The following is an 18,644-nucleotide window of genomic DNA, read 5'->3' on the forward strand; positions in this document are numbered from 1 at the left end:
TCGTGCGAACGGGCAGCCGGGAGGCCGTCGTGGCGGGTCTCATCGTCCGGCCCGCTCTCGTCGGCGGGCGAGGAACAGGTTGACCAGCACCGCGACCACGATGATCAGGAACATCGTCCAGGCTGTGGCCGAGGCAAGGCCGAGCCGATCGTTGGTCCAGCCCTGCTGGTACATCAGCAGGCCGAGCGTCTGGAACTGGTTCGACGTACCCCCGTCGGACTTCCCGTTGTGGTAGAGCAACGGCTCGCCGAAGAGCTGCGCCGCGCCGATGGTGGAGACCACGATCGTGAAGAGGATCGTGGGCCGCAGGCCGGGCAGGGTGACGTAGCGGAACTGGGCCCACTTGCCGGCACCGTCGACCGCGGCCGCGTCGTACAGCTCGTTGTCCACGGCCTGCAGGCCGGCGAGGTAGATCAGCGCGTTGTAGCCGGTCCAGCGCCAGGTCACGATCGCGGAGACCGCGATCTGCGAGGGCCACTTCGACCCCTGCCAGTCGACCTCGGGCAGGTGCGCGAGGTGCAACGCCCAGTTGACCAGGCCCAGCTTGGGGTCGAAGAGCTCGAGGAAGATCACCGTGGCCGCGGCCAGGCTGGTGGCGTACGGCATCAGGATCGCGACCCGGAAGAAGGTGCGGCCGCGCAGCCTGTAGTTGAGCAGGTGGGCGATGCCCAGGGCCATGCACAGCTGCGGGACGGTGGAGATGATGCCGATCGTGATCGTGTTGCGGAAGGCGTTCCAGAAGAACTGGTTGGTGAACAGGTCGCGGTAGTTGCCCAGCCCGATCCAGGTCATCTGGTCGTAGGTCGACAGGCGGACGTCGTGCAGCGACACCCAGGCGGTGTCCAGCCATGGGTAGACGCTGAACGCGGCGAAGACGGCGAAGAACGGCAGCACGTACAGATAGGCGATCCGGCTGCCCGGCCGCCGTCGGCCAGGCGAGCTGCGCCGGCGGGCGGCCCGGGAGGCCGGTCCCGCCGGCGCAGCGACCGACATCAGCCGGTGACCTGCTTGATCGCCGCCAGTGCGTCGCCGAAGGCCTTCGTCGGAGCCGTGCCCTTGGTCTCGACGTTGGTCAGCTGGGTGGTGAGCGCCTGCTGGATCTGCGTGTCGTAGAGCCCGATCGGCGGGATCGACATCTTCGAGGCGATGTCACCGAAGATCTTGCCCACGGGCGCGTTGCTGAAGTAGGCGCTCTTGGCCGTCGCCACCGCCGGGTCGGCCGCCGCGTCGGAGTTCGACGGGAAGTGACCGCCCTGCTTCCACATGGTGACCTGCTGGTCCTTGGCCGAGAGCCACTCGACGAGAGCGATCGCCGCGGCCTTGTGCTGCGCCTTGTCCGGCACGCCGAGCCAGGACCCGCCCCAGTTGGTGGCCCCGCCGGGGAGCACCGGAGCGATGTTCCACTTGCCGGCGTACGACGGTCCCGCCTGGCCCTGGATGTAGCCCATCATCCACGTCGGGCAGGCCAGGGTGGCGAATGCGCCGTTGGAGAAGGCCTTGTTCCAGGTCGGGGAGAACTGCTCGAGGCCGGCGGTGATCTTGGACTGCGCCGCCTCGGTGGCGTAGTTCCAGGCGCTCTGCACGCCGTCGCTGTTCTTCACGTCCGGCTGGCCGGCGGCGTTGTCGTACGCCTCCTTGCCCTGGTAGACAGCGGTCGAGAAGACGCTCGCCGCGCTGTCCACGAAGTGCGAGCCCGCCTGCTTGGTCGTGGACGCTTCGTACTGCTTGCCGAAGTTGATGAAGTCGTTCCAGGTCGACCACTTCTTCGCCAGCGTGGCCGGGTCGGAGGGCAGGCCCGCCTTCTTCAGCAGGTCGCTGCGGTAGCAGATCGCCTCGGGCCCGATGTCGGTGCCGAGGCCGACCGTGTCGCTGCCGTCGGTGCTGCTGGCCAGCTGCCACTTCCACGGGAAGAACTCGGCCTTGTCGGCGGCGGCATGGGGGACCTTGTTCCAGTTCACGAACTGGTCGGCGTGGTTCTGCACCACGTCGGCGACGAAGCCGATCTCGATGCCTTGGACGTCGTCGAGACCGCTGCCGGAGGCGAGCCGGGTCTTCAGCCGGGTCCAGTAGTCGGCCGACTGTTCGACGTCGTCCTCCTTCACCGTGATGTTGGGGCAACGCTTGTGGTAGGCGTCCCAAAGGCCGGCCTCCTTGAAGCCAAAGGTGCCGAAGAGCCCGACCGTGACGGTCGTCTTGGCGGTGGTCCCGCAGGGCCCGGAGCCGGCTCCTTGGCCGGCGGCGTCGTTGTTGCCGCTGCTGGAGCCGCAACCGGCGAGCAGCAGGGCGCCGGCGGTCGCGGCAGCGAGTACGGCTGCGGTCCGGCGAGGGTGGGAACTTCGGCCCATGGGTGTCCTCCTGGTTGTGAGAGCGCTCTCACGCTGGCTCGAGGATGGCTGTGACGGCCACCACATGTCAAGCACCCGAACAAATTCGACGTCCGATTCGTGACCTGAGGCAACGCTCATCCCGTCCCGCGCACCACCAGCTCGACGGGCAGCACCACGTTGGGGTCCGGTACGGCGCCGGTGACCCTGGCCAGCAGCATCCTGGTCATCGCGCTGCCCAGCGCGCCGACCGGCTGGCGCACGGTGCTCAGCGGCGGCTGGTGCTCGGCCGCGTCACGGATGTCGTCGAACCCGACCACCGCCACGTCGTCCGGGACCCTGCGCCCGGCGGCGTGCAGCGCCCGGATCGCCCCGAAGGCGGCCAAGTCCGAGCCGGCGAAGATCGCGTCGACGTCCGGCCGCCGGGCGAGCAGCCGCTCGGTGGCGGCGTACCCCTCGGCGGTGGTGAATCCAGCCGGCTCCACCAGCGACTCGTCCAGGGTCGCCCCGGACGCGGTGACCGCCTGACGGTAGCCGGTCAGCCGGTCCTGCCCGGCACACATGTCCAGCGCACCGGTCACGGTAGCCACCACCCGTCGCCCTGAGTCGACCAGGTGCGCGGTCGCGATCCGACCGCCTCCGACGTTGTCGGCGTCGACGTAGAAGAGGCCTCGGGCGTCGTCGAACGGGCGGCCGCTCAGCACCGTCGGCACGCCCTCGGCCTCCAGGCGGTGCGGTAGGTCGTCGGTGCCGTGCAGGGAGAGCAGCAGCACGCCGTCGACGTGGCCGCCGGCGGCGTACGCGACGAACCGCTCGCGGTCCTCGGCCCGGGAGACGACCGTGAACACCAGCTGGAGCCCGGCGGCCGCCGTCGCCACCTGCACGGACCGGAGCATGCCCAGGAAGAACGGGTCGGCGAACATCCGCTCCTCGGTCTCGTCCACCATGAAGGCGATCGAGTCGCTGCGGCCGGTGACCAGCGACCTGGCGGCGCGGTTCGGCGAGTAGGACACCTCGTGCGCTGCCGCGTGCACGGCCGCCCGTGCCGCCTCGCTCACGTTCGTCGCACCCCGCAGCACCCGGCTCGCCGTGGCCCGGGAGACGCCTGCCCGGGCGGCGACCTCCTCGAGCGTCGCGCGCTGGGTCACGCCCGGAAGTGTGCCACGCCCCTCCCCTGCCCTCCCCCCACATCCGCGAGTGGTCCCAAATTGTCCGCGAGTGGTCCCAAATCGCGCGGCGAGTGGTCCCACATCGCGCGCCGACTGGTCCGAAGCGGATGCCGCGCGACCGCCACTTGTGACCACTCGGATGCCCTTTGGGACCATTCGCGCGTCATAGGGGACGTCTCGGCGACTACGGTGCCGTCATGGCGAGGCGACGGACCGGCGGCCTGCTGCGCCGGCACCTGGGGACAGAGGCGGACCGGGCCACGTTCCACACACTGCACACGGCGTCCCTGATGACCGGTGCGCTGCGCACCGGCCTGACCGCCGAGTCCGCCGAGCGGTCGGTGCGACATCTGCGGTCGCTGCTCGCCGCGCCCGCGGTGGCGCTGACCGACACCGAGAGGCTGCTCGCCTGGGACGGCCACCATGCGGCGCACGCCGTCCACGCCGGAGAGCTCGCCCGGCGCGCCGTCGACGACGGGGCGACCACCGTCCTCGACCATGCGGTCTTCCCTTGCGAGGACCCGTACTGCCCCCTGCGCAAGGCGATCCTGAGCCCGCTGGTGGTCGACGACCGGGTCATCGGCACCCTGCAGGTGTTCGGCGGTCTCGCCTCCGCGGCCCTGGTCCGAGCGACCGAGGAGGTGGCCGGCTGGGTCTCCGGCCAGCTGGAGCTCGCCGAGCTCGACGCCTCCCGGACCCGGTTGATGGAGGCCGAGGTGCGGGCTCTGCGAGCGCAGATCTCACCGCACTTCATCTACAACGCGCTCAACGCCATCGCGTCCTTCGTGCGCACCGACCCCGACCGGGCACGGCAGCTGCTGCTCGACTTCGCGGACTTCACCCGCTACTCCTTCCAGCGGCACGGCGAGTACACGACGCTCGAGGAGGAGCTCCGCTCCATCGAGCGTTACCTCGTGCTCGAGCAGGCCCGCTTCGGCGAGCGGCTGCAGGTCACTCTGCGGATCGCGCCGGAGGTGCTCCCGGTCACCGTCCCGGTGCTCTCCGTGCAACCGCTGGTCGAGAACGCGGTTCGCCACGGGTTGGCACAGAAGGCGGGGACCGGAAGGATCACGATCCTGGCCGAGGACCATGACCGTGAGGCGGTGATCTCCGTGGAGGATGACGGCGTCGGCGAGGACCCCGAGCGGGTACGGCGGGCGCTGGCCGGCGACGAGTCCCTCGACAGCGTCGGGCTCGGCAACGTCGACGAGCGGCTGCGCTCAGCGTACGGCGACGACTACGGCCTGGTCGTCGAGACCGCCCCCGGTGCGGGCACCAAGGTCACCATGCGGGTGCCGAAGTACGCCGCAGGGGTCCGCCCGTGACCGCACCGGGCAGCACACCCGCCACCGGCTTGCGAGTGCTGGTCGTCGACGACGAGCGGCCCGCGCTCGACGAGCTCAGCTGGCTGCTCGGCCGCGACGACCGAGTGAGCGCCGTGTCCGCCTGCGACTCCGCCACAGCGGCGCTGCGGGTGCTCCGGGAGGACCCGGTCGATGCGGTCTTCCTCGACATCGAGATGCCGGGCCTCACCGGCCTCGAGCTCGCCGACGTGCTGACCCGTTTCAAGGAGCCGCCCGCGATCGTCTTCGTGACCGCGCACGCCGAGCACGCCGTTGACGCCTTCGATCTCCGCGCGGTCGACTACCTGCTCAAGCCGGTCCGCGAGGAGCGGCTGCGCGAGGCGGTCCGGCGCGTCCTCGACGCAGGCGCGCCCACGCCCGCCGACGACACCATCCCGGTGGAGCTCGGCGGGGTGACCCGGCTGCTCGCCCGCTCGGAGATCCAGTACGTCGAGGCACAGGGCGACTACAGCCGTCTGCACACCGCCGGGGGCAGCCACCTGGTCCGGCTGCCGATCTCTGCGCTGGAGGAGCGTTGGGGCCAGACCGGGTTCGTCCGGATCCACCGCTCGTTGCTGGTCTCCCTCAACCATGTCGACGAGGTGCGCGTCGACGGCGGTCGGTGCTCGGTGATGATCGCCGGCCGGGAGCTGCACGTCAGCCGCCGGCACACGCCGCTCTTGCGCGACCTGCTGCGCCGCTACCGTCAGGGCGCCGTGGCCGGGACGGTCGACCCGTGACCGAGTCGCCGCTGCCACGGGTCCGGATCACCAGCCCGCGGACCGGCCGCCCCCGCCGTACGACGGTCGCCTCGGAGATCGACGCTCAGACCGAGGTCGGTGAGGTCTACATGCGCTCGCTGATGCGCACCCAGCTTCGGCTGGCACTGGGCACGGTACTGCTCCTCGTCCTGACCGTAGGGGCGTGGCCGGTGGTGTTCGAGGTCTTCCCGGCCGTCCGGCGGGCGCACCTGGCCGGGCTGCCGCTGCCGTGGCTGTTGCTCGGGTTGCTGGTCTACCCGGTGCTGCTGCTGCTCGCCTGGTCCTACGTACGCCGGGCCGAGCGCAACGAGCAGTCGTTCCACGACCTGGTGGGGCCAGGAGCCGGGGACGAGCCGTGAATCCCCCCACGACATTGCACCCCACGCAGACGCGCTTCGGTCTCCTTTGCCCGGGGACCCCGCGATCCTGCTCACCAGCGATGCTCCTGCGCACAATCCCGCGGGGGCCCCGGTGAGCGACTGGTTCGCCATCGCCGCGGTGCTCGCGGTGTCGGTGGCCACGCTCGCCGTCGGTGCGGTGGGACTGCGCATCTCGCGCACGACCAGTGACTTCTACGTGGCGTCGCGCACCGTCGGCTCGGTCGTCAACGCATCGGCGATCAGCGGCGAGTACCTCTCCGCGGCCTCCTTCCTCGGAGTCGCCGGCCTGGTCCTGCTGCGCGGCGTCGACATGCTCTGGTACCCGGTCGGCTGGACCGCGGGCTACCTGCTCCTGCTGGTCTTCGTGGCCGCGCCGCTGCGCCGCTCACGTGCGTACACGCTGCCGGACTTCGCCGAGTTCAGGCTCGAGTCGATCGTCACCCGCCGGCTGTCCAGCGCCCTGGTCGTGCTCATCGGGCTGCTCTACCTGGTTCCACAGTTCCAGGGCGCCGGGCTCACCCTGCGCGCACTCACCGACGCGCCGACCTGGACCGGCGAGCTCGTGGTCGCGGTGGTGGTGCTCGCCAACGTCGCCGCCGGCGGGATGCGCAGCATCACCATCGCGCAGGCGTTCCAGTACTGGCTGAAGCTGTGGGCGCTGCTCCTCCCGCTGGCACTCCTGTTGCTGCACTGGCGCGGCGACGGCTCCCCAGGACCGCGGCTCGACGCCTCCGACTGGGTGGAGCCGATGCAGGGCCACTACGCGACGTACCTGACCTACTCGCTCATTCTCGCCACGTTCCTCGGCACGATGGGTCTGCCCCACGTCGTGGTCCGCTTCTACACCAACCGCGACGGCCGCGCCGCCCGCCGTACGACGTTGTCGGTGCTCACGATGCTCAGCGCGTTCTACCTGCTGCCCACCTTGTACGGCGTGCTGGGGCGCATCTACACCCCCGATCTGATCGCCTCCGGGCACACCGACTCGGTCGTCCTCGAGCTGCCCGGCCGGCTCCTCGGGGGTGTCGGGGGCGACCTGCTCACCGCGCTGCTGGGAGCCGGCGCGTTCGCGGCCTTCCTGTCCACCTCCTCGGGCCTGGTCGTCTCGGTGGGCGGGGTGATCGGCCAGGATCTGCTCGGCCGACGCCTTGACGGGGTGACGGCGTTCCGGGTTGCGGCCACCGGTGCCGCGCTGGCGGCGCTCGTCCTGACCGTGCTGACCTCGGGCCTGGCCGTCGCGCACGCGGTGGAACTCGCGTTCGCGGTCGCCGCGTCGACCTTCTGCCCGCTGCTGCTGCTCGGGATCTGGTGGCGTGGACTGACCGCTCCCGGGGCGATCGCCGGGCTCCTCGTCGGCGGGATCAGCTCCTCGACCGCGGTGCTGGCGGTGATGCTGGGCGCCGCGCCGACCGGTCTGTTCGGTGCGGTGGTCAGCCAGCCGGCGCTCTGCACGGTGCCGGTGGCCTTCGCCACCATGGTCGTCGGATCGCTGCTCACCAAGGGCCACCTGCCGGCGCACCTGGGCCGGACGATGGTGCGGCTGCACACCCCCGAGGAGATCGTCCTCGACCGCGGCAGCTACCACCCGGAGCGGCGCAGCGGTGACACCAGCGGGACCACGGTCGCCCGTTCGTCGTAGCGATCCGACCGCTCGTCGCGGTGTGACCGCGCACACATCGACGCTTCACTCGCGTTGGGCGATAACCCACCGGTAACCCCTCCCGGGCTCGCCGCCGCCTTCCTAGCCTTCGAGCAGGCACACCCCCACCCCGTGAGGAGAAGGTCATGTCCCACACCTCGGAGGTCGCCGACTCCGGCGTCCTGCCCCGCGCCCTACCTGGCGCTCACATCGCCGACCCGGCACCCCTGGGTCTGGCAGCCTTTGCCCTGACCACGTTCGTGCTCAGCTTCGTCAACACCGGCCTGTTCAAGGTCGAGCCCGTCGTCTTCGGGCTGGCCCTCGCCTACGGCGGCCTCGCCCAGCTGTGCGCCGGCATGTGGGAGTTCGCCAAGGGCAACACCTTCGGCGCGACCGCGTTCGCGTCGTACGGCGGCTTCTGGATCTCGTTCTGGTGGCTCACCGGGCACTCCGGCCTGGACAAGGTGACCAACGCGAACGACCTGGGCAACAGCCTGGGCCTCTACCTGATCGCCTGGGCGATCTTCACCGGCTACATGACGATCGCGGCCACCCGGGTCAGCGGCGCGGTGCTGGCTGTGTTCGTGCTGCTGACCATCACGTACATCCTCCTGGGCATCGGCGAGTTCGCGATGAGCGACACCCTGGGCAAGATCGGCGGTTGGGTCGGCGTGGCCACCGCCCTCGCGGCCTGGTACGCCTCCTTCGGTGGCGTCACCGCCTTCACCCACAAGAGGGCACTGGTCCCCACCGGCCCCCGGGAGTGACGGACCGCTAGTCACCGCCAGCACCACGACCCCTTGCCCGTGCGGGGTCGTGGTGCTGGAGTGGTTGGCAACCGATCCAGCGTCCGCACGAGCCCACGACGAGCAGGCAGAACCTAAGGAGACGAGAAACCATGGCTGAGGCCACCCAGAACATCGACGCGTTGATGGCCGAGGAACGACGCTATCCGCCCGACCCCGAGTTCGCGGCCCAGGCGAACACGCCGGCCGACTTCTACGACCAGGACCCGGACACGTTCTGGGAGCGGGAGGGCCGCGAGCGGATCAGCTGGTTCAAGCCGTTCGACACCCTCAAGCAGTGGGACCGCCCGTACGCCAAGTGGTACCTCGGCGGGAAGCTGAACGTCTGCTACAACTGCGTCGACCGTCACGTCGAGAACGGTCAGGGCGACAAGGTCGCCTACCACTGGGAGGGCGAGCCCGCCGACGACCGGCTCGACATCACCTACGCCGATCTGCAGAGCCGGGTGGTCAGGGCGGCCAATGGCTTCAAGCAGCTCGGCATCGGCAAGGGCACCAAGGTGTGCGTGTACATGGGGATGATCCCGGAGGCCCCGGTCACGCTCCTCGCCCTGGCCCGGCTGGGCGCACCGTTCACCTTCGTCTTCGGCGGGTTCAGCGCTGACTCCCTCGGCGGCCGCATCGTCGACATGGGGTGCGAGTACCTCATCACCCAGGACGCCGCGAACCGCCGCGGCACCGCGTCGGCTCTGAAGCCGATCGCCGACGAGGCGATGTCCAAGTCGCCGAACCTCAAGTCCTGCTTGGTGGTCCGCCGTACCGGCACCGAGATCGACATGACCGAGGGCCGCGACCAGTGGTGGCACGACGTCGTGGACGGTCAGAGCGACGACGCGTCCTCGTGCCCGTGCGAGGAGATGGACTCCGAGGACATGTTCTTCCTGATGTACTCCTCGGGCACCACCGGCAAGCCGAAGGGCATCGTGCACACCACCGCCGGCTACCTGACCGGGGTCTCGACGACGCACCACTACGTCTTCGACATCAAGCCCGAGACCGTCTACTGGTGCGCGGCCGACATCGGCTGGATCACCGGGCACAGCTACATCGTGTTCGGCCCGCTCTGCAACGCGACGACGAGCGTGATGTACGAGGGCCTGCCGGACTTCCCCGACAAGGATCGTTGGTGGGAGATCATCGAGCGCTATAAGGTCAACGTGCTCTACACCGCCCCCACCTCGATCCGCACCCACATGAAGTGGGGCGCCGAGTACGCCGAGCGGCACGACCTGTCCTCGTTGAAGGTGCTCGGGTCGGTGGGTGAGCCGATCAACCCCGAGGCCTGGGTCTGGTACCGCGACACCATCGGCGGCGGCAAGACGCCGGTCGTGGACACCTGGTGGCAGACCGAGACGGGCATGATCATGGTGACCCCGACGCCGGGGCTCACCACGCTCAAGCCCGGGTCGGCGACCCAGCCGTTCCCCGGCGTGATGGCGGCCGCATACGACGAGCAGGGCAAGGCGATCCCCGCCGGTAGCGGCGCCGGCTACATGGTGATCAAGGAGCCTTGGCCGGCGATGTTCCGCGGGCTCTACAACGACGACGATCGGTTCCGCGAGACCTACTGGAGCCGCTTCCCCGACGCCTACCTCGCCGGTGACGGAGCCCGGGTCGACGAGGACGGCGACTTCTGGCTGATGGGCCGCATCGACGACGTCATGAACGTCTCGGGACACCGGCTCTCGACGATCGAGGTGGAGAGCGCACTCGTCGACCATCCCGACGTGGCCCAGGCCGCCGTGGTCAGCCGGTCGGACCCGACGACCGGGCAGGCGATCGTCGCCTACGTGACCCTGCGCGGCGACCAGCAGGGGTCGCCGGAGAAGCTGATCGAGCTGCGCGACCACGTGGGCAAGGTCATCGGCCCGATCGCCAAGCCGGCGAACATCGTCTTCGCCGACACGTTGCCGATGACCCGCTCGGGCAAGATCATGCGGCGGCTGCTCAAGGACGTCGCCGAGAACCGGGCGCTCGGGGACACGACGACGCTTGCCGATCCCGCAGTGGTGCAGGAGATCAAGGCCCGCGCCGATGCCGAGGCGAGCAAGGAGGACTGAGCCGGGGGTTGACTGGGACGGACCCGGTGAGGGGCGCATGCCTCCCACCGGGCCCTACCTTTGCGGCGCCTGTGCTCAGACGCGCTCAGCACGCTGCTGCCGGCCCGAGGAGAGCAGGCTGAGCACGGTGGTGACGCCGAGGATCACGACGATCGCCACCAGGGACAGCCACACCGGGATGTCCGGCGCCCAGCCGATCGACCGTCCGCCGTTGAGGAACAGCAGCTCGTTCTCGTGCATCGCGTGCAGCACGAGCTTCACCCCGATGAAGCCGAGGAGCACAGCCAGCCCGTAGGACAGGTAGACGAGCCGCTCGAGCAGCCCGCCGATCAGGAAGTAGAGCTGTCGCAGGCCCATCAGCGCGAAGATGTTCGCGGTGAGCACGAGGAACGGCTCCTTGGTGAGCCCGTAGATGGCCGGGATCGAGTCGAGGGCGAACAGCAGGTCCGTCGTACCCAGGGCGACGACGACCACGAACATCGGCGTGATCAGGCGACGGCCGCCCTCGCGGACGAGGACCCGCGCGCCGTGCCACTTCGTGGTGGTCCCAGGCCGCCCGCTGACCCAGCGCACCAGCGCGCTCTCGTGGTAGTCCTCGTCATCGTTGGTCCCGCCACTCGCCAGCTTCACGGCCGTGTAGACCAGGAACGCGCCGAAGATGTAGAAGACCCAGCTGAACTCGTTGATCGCCGCCGCGCCGAGGGCGATGAAGACCCCGCGCATCACGAGGGCGAGCACGATGCCGACCAGCAGCGCAGACTGCTGCAGCTCCCGAGGTACGCCGAAGCGGCTCATGATGATCAGGAAAATGAACAGGTTGTCGATCGACAGCGAGTACTCGGTCAGCCAGCCGGCGAAGAACTCAGTGCCGTAGGTCGACCCCGACACCACCCACACCCCGACACCGAAGAGCACGGCCAGACCGACGTAGGCAGCGAGGGCGACGGTCACCTCCCGCCGAGACGGCTCGTGCGGGCGGCGGCCGATCACGACCACGTCGAAGAGCAGCACCGCCAGGGTGCCGCCGATGGTCAACCACCAGGCGAGCGCGGTCACGTGCACGTCGTACCTCCGGACATCGGGCCCCTGGGGGCGTCGTTCATGGTCCGGAGGTCTCTTCCATCCGCCGAGCGGACCACCGGCCCGGGCCCGTTCCGGGCCGTGATGACGAGACGGTGCGGGGGAATACTCCCCTCCAACGCACCCAGTCTCGCACGGGCGACGACCCCGCGGCCAATCGTGGCCTAGGCTGGTCACCGGTGCGCCGGGAAGTCTGGTCGGCAGTTCGCCCCGCCTACCCCGAAGGGCCTGATGAGCCGCCACCGCCGCCTCCTTCCCCGCCCCGACCTGGGCGAGTCGCTCTTCCTCGTCGACTTCCTCCGCTCGGAGACCGTCGGGGGCGCACTGGCCCTGGTGGCCGCCGGCGTGGCGCTGCTGTGGGCGAACCTCGCGCCGGGCAGCTACACCGCCGTCCGGCATCACCAGCTCGGCCCGCTGGACGTGGAGCAGTGGGCCGCCGACGGTGCGCTGAGCGTCTTCTTCTTCATCGCCGGCCTCGAGCTCAAGCGCGAGTTCCTGGTCGGCTCGCTGCGCCGCCTGTCCGACGCCGCGGTCCCGGTCACTGCCGCCTGCTGCGGAGTCGCCGTGCCCGCCGCCATCTTCGTCGCGGTCAACCACGGCACCGCCAACCTGGTGGGCTGGGCGATCCCGGCTGCCACGGACATCGCCTTCGCCCTCGCCGTGCTCGCGGTGGTCGGCTCGTCGCTCCCGACCCAGCTGCGTGCCTTCCTGCTCACCCTCGCGGTCACCGACGACCTGATCGTCATCTTGATCATCGCGATCTTCTACAGCTCCACGCTGTCGTGGTGGTGGCTGCTGGCCGCCGCGCTGCTGTGCCTCGTGTACGCCGGCCTGCAGCGCGCCCGTGTCCGCACCCGGCTGGTCTACCTGCCGGTCGTGCTGGCGACCTGGTGGAGCGTGCACGAGAGCGGGATCCACGCGACCATCGCCGGGGTGGCACTCGGCGTGCTCACCCGGGTGCTTCCTGACGAGGGCGAGGCGCGGTCGCCGGCCGAGCGGTTGGAGAACCGGATCGGCCCGCTCAGTGCCGGCGTGGCCGTGCCCTTCTTCGCGCTGATGAGCGCCGGCGTCGTGCTCTCCAGCGGTGAGCGGCTCCTGCACGACCCGGTCGTCTGGGGCGTGGTCCTCGGCCTGCTGGTCGGCAAGCCGGTGGGTGTGCTGGCCGGGACCTGGGTGGTCACCCGGTTCACCCGTGCCGAGCTCGACGACAACGTGGCGTGGCGCGACATGATCGGGCTGGCGATGCTGGCCGGAGTCGGGTTCACGGTGTCGCTGCTGGTCTCCGACCTGTCGTTCACCGACGCGCGACGGTCGGAGGCCAAGGTGGCGGTGCTTCTCGGCTCGGTGGCTTCGGCCGTGCTCTCGTCGCTGGTGCTCGCCAGGCGGAACCGGACGCATCGGGCGAGTTGAGCCGCAGATCGTGGGTACCGCCCGTGACGATAGGGTCGCCACGTAGGCGAACACCCGCTCGGAAGGATCTCCCATGGCACATCGCGAGCCCGCGGTCGCGGAGGAGCCGACGATCGGCAAGCTGGTGGTCGACGCCAGCCGCGACATCTCCACCCTGGTCCAGAGCGAGATCCAGCTCGCCAAGTCCGAGCTGAAGGTCAGCGTCAAGACCGGTGGCATCAGCATCGCTCTGTTCGCGATGGCCGGGTTCCTGGCGCTCCTCGCAGTGATCATGGTGTCGGTGGCCATCGCCTACTTCATCCACATGGCAGGCCTCGACCTGGCCTGGTGCTTCCTGATCGTCTTCGGTGCCTACCTGCTGCTGGCCGGGCTGCTCGGCTTCGTCGGCTTCCTGAAGATCCGGAAGGTGCGCGCCCCCGAGCGTGCGATCGCCCAGGCCAAGCAGGTGCCCTCGGCGTTCAAGAAGAGCTGAGCGCCGGTCAGGCGCAGCCGCCGGTCCCCACCGGCGCGTTGGCGTGCAGACCCTGGTCGGCCGCGCCGGAAACCTGGCTGGCGGTGAGTGCATAGCCGGTGTCACCGTTGCTCACCGACGCCGCGAACACCACGCCGAGGACCTTCCCTGCGGTGGACACGAGTGGACCACCGGAGTTCCCCGGCCGGACGATGCCACGCACCGAGAAGACGTCACGGGTGACGGTGCCGTTGCCGTAGATGTCCGGTGAGCGCAGCCGCTGCTGGATCCGGATCCGTGCGGGCTGCGCGCTGAACGGACCGTCCTGCGGGTAGCCGAGCACCGCGGCGGCCTCCTTGGCGTGGCCGCTCTGGTCGAAGGTGAGGTAGGGGCTGGTCAACGACGGCACCTTCAGCACCGCGATGTCCACGTCGGGGTTGTAGTAGACGACCTGTGCCGCCACGTCGTGGGTGCCGACCAACACCTGCGGGTCGCTCACTCCGGCGACCACGTGCGCGTTGGTCATCAATCGGCCGGGCGAGTAGAGGAAGCCGCTGCCCTCGACACCCTGGCCGCACTTGTTGTTGCCGCGGATCTTGAACACCGCCGGCTCGGCACGCTGGATGTCCGGGTCGCGGACGACGCGGCCCGGAGCCGGAGCCACCCCGACGATGTGCTCGGGGGCGAATGGCTCCAGATAGCGCGGGAACACGCTCGAGCCGACCACGTTGTCGAAGCTGCGCAGGGTCGACTGTGCCGACCGGGGCATCACCTGGTTGACCGCGATCAGCACCTGGGAGTTGCGCACCAGTGGGCTGAGGCCGGGGATCCGGGACCCGCTCACCGCGACGCCGAGCATCCAGGCCACGACCAGCACGGCCACCACCGACAGGGCGGAGCCGCCGATCGCGTCCAGCGCACGCACCGGCTGCCACCGGATCCGGTTGCGGACGCGGGTGCCGGCGTACTGGAAGAGCGCCTGGCCGAAGGACGCCGCGACCAGCACCACGAACAGCGCGCCGAGCGAGATCCACACCGACGGTGAGGCGGAGCCGAGCAGCTGCGGGGCGATCCAGATGCCGAGGATGCCGCCGACGACGAGCCCGACGGTGGCGAAGGCGCCGGCGATGAAGCCCTGCCAGTAGCCGGAGAGGGCATAGAGGACCACGAGGACGATCAGGCACCAGTCGAGGACGTTCACCACACCCCCTGCGGCATCGTGGGCGGAGCAGCGCAGCGGAGGAGCGCGGCACGTCGTGGGGTGGTGTTCATCGGATCAATCCTCGCGCACGCCGAGCATGTAGGACGGCAGCGTCCGCCGTACCGACGTGTCCCAGGGCCGAGTGAGCCCGACGTGCTCGAAGAGCTGGTTGACCAGGCCCGCGGTGAACCCCCACAGGATCAGGTCCTTGTCCGGCCCGATCAGGAAGCCCGGGCTCGAGTAGCCGCCCGGGTGGGTGACCGTCACCCGATGGGCGGGGTCGAGAAGCTCCTCCAACGGGACCCGAAGCACCGCATGCACCTCCGCGGGGTCGACGACGCCGACCCGACACTCCTCACGCCACCAGCCGAGGACCGGTGTGACCGCGAAGTTGCTGGGCGGCAGCCACAGCTGCGGGAGGCTGGCCAGCACCTCGACGCCGGCCGGGTCCAGGCCGGTCTCCTCCTGCGCCTCGCGCAGCGCGGCCGCGACCGGGCTCTCGTCACCGGCGTCGATGCTGCCGCCCGGGAACGAGATCTGGCCCGGGTGGGAGCGCATGTCGTGAGCCCGCTCGGTGAACAGCAGGTCCGGTCCCGCAGGCCCCTCGCCGAAGAGCATCAGCACCGCGCCGGGCCGGGCGTCGGATCCCGGCGGCGGCAGGAACCGACTCAGCTCCTCTCCCCTGATGGTGCGCGCGCCGTCCCGGATCGGCACCAGCCAGTCGGGGAGGTCGCTCACCGCAGACCCGTTCTCCGGCATCCTCAGGACACTCCGAGGTGCTGCTGGACCAGACCCTCGAGCTGAGCGACCGACCTGATGATCATCGCGCGCTCGAAGACGATGTCGCCGTGGGCGTCGACGAGGATCGTGGTGGGCAGGGCACCGGTGCGCAGGTGCGGCACCGTGTCGGCGACCAGCGGGTACGTCGTCCCCGCCTTGCGGGCCAGCTGCAGGGCGAGCTCGGGTCGGTAGTCCGACCAGTCCACGCCGAGCACCGCGACCTTGCCGGCGTACTTCTGCGCGAATGCCTGGAGCCGGGGCATCTCCTCGCGGCAGGGAGCGCACGACTGCGCCCACAGGTTGACGACCATCGGGCCGCGCAGCCGCGCCGGGTTCACGCTGCGCCCCCCGCCGAGGCAGGGCAGCTCGACGTCGGAAAGCCCGTGCGCCGCCGGTGGCGCCGTCGTCGCTGGGCAGTCTTGGATGTGGGCACGGTGCTTGAGCGCCCGCAGCGCCGGGGTGTCGACCTTGACCTGCGGACTGCCCAGGCCCCCGCCCAGTCCACCGCCGCCGGATCCGCCACAGCCGGCGAGCAGCAGAGCAGCCATCGCCAGCGCGACCGCACCGACGAGCCGACCTGCGCGCGTCCTCATGCCGGCCCCTGGGTCTTCACCAGCTTCGCGGCCTCCTCAGGGTCCGTGGGGCCTTCGCCGTACGACGGGCACCAGCGCGCGATCGTGCATGCACCGCATGCGGGCTTCTTGGCATGGCACACCCGTCGCCCATGCCAGATCACGTGGTGGCTGAGCATCGTCCAGTCGCGGGCGGGGAACATCGCGCCGATCGCGTGCTCGGCCTTGACCGGGTCGGTCTCGGTCGTCCAGCCGAAGCGCCGGACCAGCCGACCGAAGTGGGTGTCGACGGTGATCCCGGGGATGCCGAACGCGTTGCCCAGCACCACGTTGGCCGTCTTGCGACCGACTCCGGGCAGGGTGACGAGGTCGTCGAGTCGCGGCGGCACCTGGCCGTCGTACCGCTCGACGAGGGCGGCGCTGAGCTTGAGCAGGGCGTCGGTCTTGGCTCGGAAGAAGCCGAGCGGCCCGACGATCTGCTCGAGGTCCTCACGCCGTGCGGCCGCCATCGCCGGGGCGTCGGGGTAGGCCGCGAACAGGGTCGGACGGACGGCGTTGACCCGGCGGTCGGTGGTCTGCGCGCTGAGCACGGTGACGACGAGAAGCTGGAACGGGTCGTCGAAGTCGAGCTCGCACTTCGCGTCAGGATAGGTTTCGGCCAGGACCCGGTCCATCTTGCGGGCCCGGCGCACGAGGGTCGTGTCAGGCTTCGGGACCGGAAGGGTCGCCTGTTTGCTGGGCGGCACGCCGCAAGACTACGCGGGCGCGATTGACCATCCCGCGGCGTGGGCAGTAGGCATGGGTCAGACTGTGACCTGCAACACTGGACCGAGCGGGACGATTGGGCCCGGAGCGAAGGGAACATCGGTGGACAACGACGTACTCCGCCAGGCGCCGCTCTTCAGCGCGCTCGATGACGAGGCCGCCGCAGCGCTGCGGTCCTCGATGGGCGAGACCAAGCTTCGGCGCGGCGAGGTGCTCTTCCGCGAGGGCGACTCGGGCGACAAGCTCTACATCGTCGTCGACGGCAAGGTGAAGCTCGGCCGGACCTCGTCCGACGGTCGGGAGAACCTCCTCGCGATTCTGGGCCCTGGCCAGATGTTCGGCGAGCTCTCGCTCTTCGACCCGGGCCCGCGCTCGGCGACCGTGACAGCCGTGACCGAGGCGCAGTTCCTCTCGCTCTCCCACGAAGACCTGATGCGCTGGCTGGCCGGGAGGCCCGCCGTGGCGCTGGGGCTGCTGTCCCAGATCGCCAGCCGGTTGCGCAAGTCCAACGACGTGGTGGCCGACCTGGTGTTCTCCGACGTGCCCGGCCGGGTCGCCAAGGCGCTGCTCGACCTCGCGGACCGGTTCGGCCGGACCGCCGACGACGGTGTGCACGTGCATCACGACCTCACCCAGGAGGAGCTGGCCCAGCTCGTGGGCGCCTCCCGGGAGACCGTCAACAAGGCGCTGGCCGACTTCGCCTCTCGCGGCTGGCTCCGCCTCGAGCCCCGCTCCGTGGTGATCATGGACGTCGAGCGGATGAAGCGCCGCGCTCGTTGAGTGGGGCGTTCTGGTCCGTCGAATGCTGACTTGTTGCCCGGTCAATCGGGGATTCGGGTCCAACGCAGCCGCCTGGTCCGTGGCCGGAGCGCCGCCCGAAGCTCGCTGAGCCACGCGTCCGGGTCCGGCCCGCTGACCCCGTCCTTGTCGACCACGATCACGGTCCAGCCGTGCTCGCGGAGCCACTTTCTCCGCGTGCGATCCCGCGCCTTCTGCTCCTCGGTACGGCGATGGAACTCCTCCCCGTCGTACTCCACCGCGACACGATGCTTCGGGTAGGCGAGGTCGAGGCGGTACGTCGGCACCCCGTCTATCTCGATCCAGTACTGGAGCTCCGGGACCGGCAGCCCGGCGTCATGGATGTCCAGCCGGATCCACGACTCACGCATCGACTCCGACCGACCGTCGGCAAGCGCGACCAAGCCACGGAGTTGGACCACTCCGCGCCGGCGGAAGTAGCGCGGCAGCTGTCGCTCCATCTGCTCACGGGTGATCCCGTGGACACGGACGAACCCGTCCAGGGCGCCCAGGGCGCGGTGCCGGCCCAGGGCGCAGCCGAGGTCCAATGCGGTGCGCAGCGGCGTCGTGACCCAGACACCCAGGATCTGCGCCAGGTCCTCCGACCGCAGATCGCGGGTTCGACCATCCACGCCTGACCGGTTCGAGGGCGCATGACCGCGGAGCACGCAGGTCTCCACCGGAGGCAGGACCGCCGTGTCGGCGTACCCGAAGACGTTGACGTCGTGGAGCCAGGCTGCGGTGCGGTCGCAGACGACGGACTGTGGACTGACCACCAGCGCGGCCGCGCGCACCCGGAGCTCGACCGTGTCGGTTGCGTCGGCAGCGACGTACACGCCGCGCAGCACCCGCCGCACGAGGCCGTTGCGGACCGCGTCTCGCAGCCGGCGGTCGGTGATGCCGAGGCGGCGCGCTTCGGCCAGGGTGAAGGGCGTGTAGGGAACATCGGAGTGCATCTTGAGGACCATGCACGCCGGACCGACGTCCAGCCCTCGGATCGGCCCGGGCCTGTGGAAGACGGCTGGGGTTCACCATCTGTGGGCGTGGAACGGCCGCTCGACCGCGGTGCCCGTCAACAGGGCTCGCCTGTCGCGAACCCCCAACT

Annotated in this window: 18 protein-coding genes; 9 read left to right on the forward strand and 9 right to left on the reverse strand. The window is 70.1% G+C overall.

From position 1 onward, the window contains the following. Positions 1 to 39: 39 nt before the first annotated feature. The 3 genes from Q9R13_RS12600 to Q9R13_RS12610 all read right to left on the reverse strand — a co-directional run bounded on the left by Q9R13_RS12600 (position 40) and on the right by Q9R13_RS12610 (position 3,472). Positions 40 to 993, reverse strand: coding sequence for a carbohydrate ABC transporter permease (locus tag Q9R13_RS12600; protein WP_310961528.1), 954 nt, complete (start codon positions 991 to 993; stop codon positions 40 to 42). Next, on the reverse strand, positions 993 to 2,345 hold the full coding sequence (locus tag Q9R13_RS12605; protein WP_310961529.1) for an ABC transporter substrate-binding protein: 1,353 nt from the start codon (positions 2,343 to 2,345) through the stop codon (positions 993 to 995). Before Q9R13_RS12605 ends, Q9R13_RS12600 begins: the two co-directional genes overlap by 1 nt. A 116-nt stretch (positions 2,346 to 2,461) precedes the next feature. Beyond that, the gene (locus Q9R13_RS12610) at positions 2,462 to 3,472 is read right to left on the reverse strand and encodes a LacI family DNA-binding transcriptional regulator (protein ID WP_310961530.1); all 1,011 of its coding nucleotides are present in this window, start codon (positions 3,470 to 3,472) and stop codon (positions 2,462 to 2,464) included. Between the two features lie 218 nt (positions 3,473 to 3,690). Between Q9R13_RS12610 and Q9R13_RS12615 the strand changes: the two genes are divergently transcribed. The 6 genes from Q9R13_RS12615 to acs all read left to right on the forward strand — a co-directional run bounded on the left by Q9R13_RS12615 (position 3,691) and on the right by acs (position 10,482). Next, positions 3,691 to 4,818, forward strand: a complete 1,128-nt coding sequence (locus tag Q9R13_RS12615; protein WP_310961531.1) for a sensor histidine kinase — start codon at positions 3,691 to 3,693, stop codon at positions 4,816 to 4,818. Continuing rightward, entirely contained in the window at positions 4,815 to 5,576 is a 762-nt protein-coding gene (locus tag Q9R13_RS12620) for a LytR/AlgR family response regulator transcription factor (RefSeq protein ID WP_310961532.1), read from the forward strand. The genes Q9R13_RS12615 and Q9R13_RS12620 overlap by 4 nt, the downstream gene beginning before the upstream one ends. Beyond that, on the forward strand, positions 5,573 to 5,956 hold the full coding sequence (locus Q9R13_RS12625; protein ID WP_310961533.1) for a hypothetical protein: 384 nt from the start codon (positions 5,573 to 5,575) through the stop codon (positions 5,954 to 5,956). Before Q9R13_RS12620 ends, Q9R13_RS12625 begins: the two co-directional genes overlap by 4 nt. A 112-nt stretch (positions 5,957 to 6,068) precedes the next feature. Beyond that, a complete protein-coding gene (locus Q9R13_RS12630) occupies positions 6,069 to 7,616 on the forward strand; it encodes a sodium/solute symporter (RefSeq protein ID WP_310961534.1) in 1,548 nt (515 codons plus the stop codon). Between the two features lie 146 nt (positions 7,617 to 7,762). After that, positions 7,763 to 8,383: an acetate uptake transporter gene (locus tag Q9R13_RS12635; RefSeq protein WP_310961535.1), complete on the forward strand. Its 621-nt coding sequence runs from the start codon at positions 7,763 to 7,765 to the stop codon at positions 8,381 to 8,383. 131 nt (positions 8,384 to 8,514) lie between these two features. Continuing rightward, positions 8,515 to 10,482 carry an acetate--CoA ligase gene (gene acs, locus Q9R13_RS12640; RefSeq protein WP_310961536.1) on the forward strand — a complete coding sequence of 656 codons (1,968 nt, stop codon included), beginning with the start codon at positions 8,515 to 8,517 and terminating at the stop codon, positions 10,480 to 10,482. A 75-nt stretch (positions 10,483 to 10,557) separates the two neighbouring features. On the opposite strand, the gene Q9R13_RS12645 is transcribed toward acs, so the two are convergent. Further along, on the reverse strand, positions 10,558 to 11,544 hold the full coding sequence (locus tag Q9R13_RS12645; protein ID WP_310961537.1) for a TerC family protein: 987 nt from the start codon (positions 11,542 to 11,544) through the stop codon (positions 10,558 to 10,560). A gap of 249 nt (positions 11,545 to 11,793) precedes the next feature. Here Q9R13_RS12645 and nhaA point away from each other — a divergent pair, with 249 nt between their 5' ends. Next, positions 11,794 to 12,972: a Na+/H+ antiporter NhaA gene (gene nhaA, locus Q9R13_RS12650; RefSeq protein ID WP_310961538.1), complete on the forward strand. Its 1,179-nt coding sequence runs from the start codon at positions 11,794 to 11,796 to the stop codon at positions 12,970 to 12,972. A gap of 73 nt (positions 12,973 to 13,045) precedes the next feature. Further along, the gene (locus Q9R13_RS12655; RefSeq protein ID WP_310961539.1) at positions 13,046 to 13,444 is read left to right on the forward strand and encodes a phage holin family protein; all 399 of its coding nucleotides are present in this window, start codon (positions 13,046 to 13,048) and stop codon (positions 13,442 to 13,444) included. 7 nt (positions 13,445 to 13,451) lie between these two features. On the opposite strand, the gene Q9R13_RS12660 is transcribed toward Q9R13_RS12655, so the two are convergent. The 4 genes from Q9R13_RS12660 to nth all read right to left on the reverse strand — a co-directional run bounded on the left by Q9R13_RS12660 (position 13,452) and on the right by nth (position 16,650). Next, positions 13,452 to 14,624: a MarP family serine protease gene (locus Q9R13_RS12660; protein ID WP_310961540.1), complete on the reverse strand. Its 1,173-nt coding sequence runs from the start codon at positions 14,622 to 14,624 to the stop codon at positions 13,452 to 13,454. 75 nt (positions 14,625 to 14,699) lie between these two features. Next, complete coding sequence (locus Q9R13_RS12665) at positions 14,700 to 15,362, reverse strand: NUDIX hydrolase (protein WP_310961541.1); 663 nt, start codon at positions 15,360 to 15,362, stop codon at positions 14,700 to 14,702. Between the two features lie 23 nt (positions 15,363 to 15,385). After that, positions 15,386 to 15,997, reverse strand: a complete 612-nt coding sequence (locus Q9R13_RS12670; RefSeq protein WP_310961542.1) for a TlpA disulfide reductase family protein — start codon at positions 15,995 to 15,997, stop codon at positions 15,386 to 15,388. After that, positions 15,994 to 16,650: an endonuclease III gene (nth, locus tag Q9R13_RS12675; protein ID WP_310965084.1), complete on the reverse strand. Its 657-nt coding sequence runs from the start codon at positions 16,648 to 16,650 to the stop codon at positions 15,994 to 15,996. The genes Q9R13_RS12670 and nth overlap by 4 nt, the downstream gene beginning before the upstream one ends. Positions 16,651 to 16,843: 193 nt before the next feature. Between nth and Q9R13_RS12680 the strand changes: the two genes are divergently transcribed. Beyond that, a complete protein-coding gene (locus Q9R13_RS12680; RefSeq protein WP_310961543.1) occupies positions 16,844 to 17,521 on the forward strand; it encodes a Crp/Fnr family transcriptional regulator in 678 nt (225 codons plus the stop codon). 41 nt (positions 17,522 to 17,562) lie between these two features. Here Q9R13_RS12680 and Q9R13_RS12685 read toward each other — a convergent pair whose 3' ends face one another. After that, on the reverse strand, positions 17,563 to 18,495 hold the full coding sequence (locus Q9R13_RS12685; protein WP_310961544.1) for a type IV toxin-antitoxin system AbiEi family antitoxin domain-containing protein: 933 nt from the start codon (positions 18,493 to 18,495) through the stop codon (positions 17,563 to 17,565). Positions 18,496 to 18,644 lie beyond the last annotated feature (149 nt).

Source organism: Nocardioides marmorisolisilvae (assembly GCF_031656915.1).
Lineage (GTDB): Bacteria > Actinomycetota > Actinomycetes > Propionibacteriales > Nocardioidaceae > Marmoricola > Marmoricola terrisoli.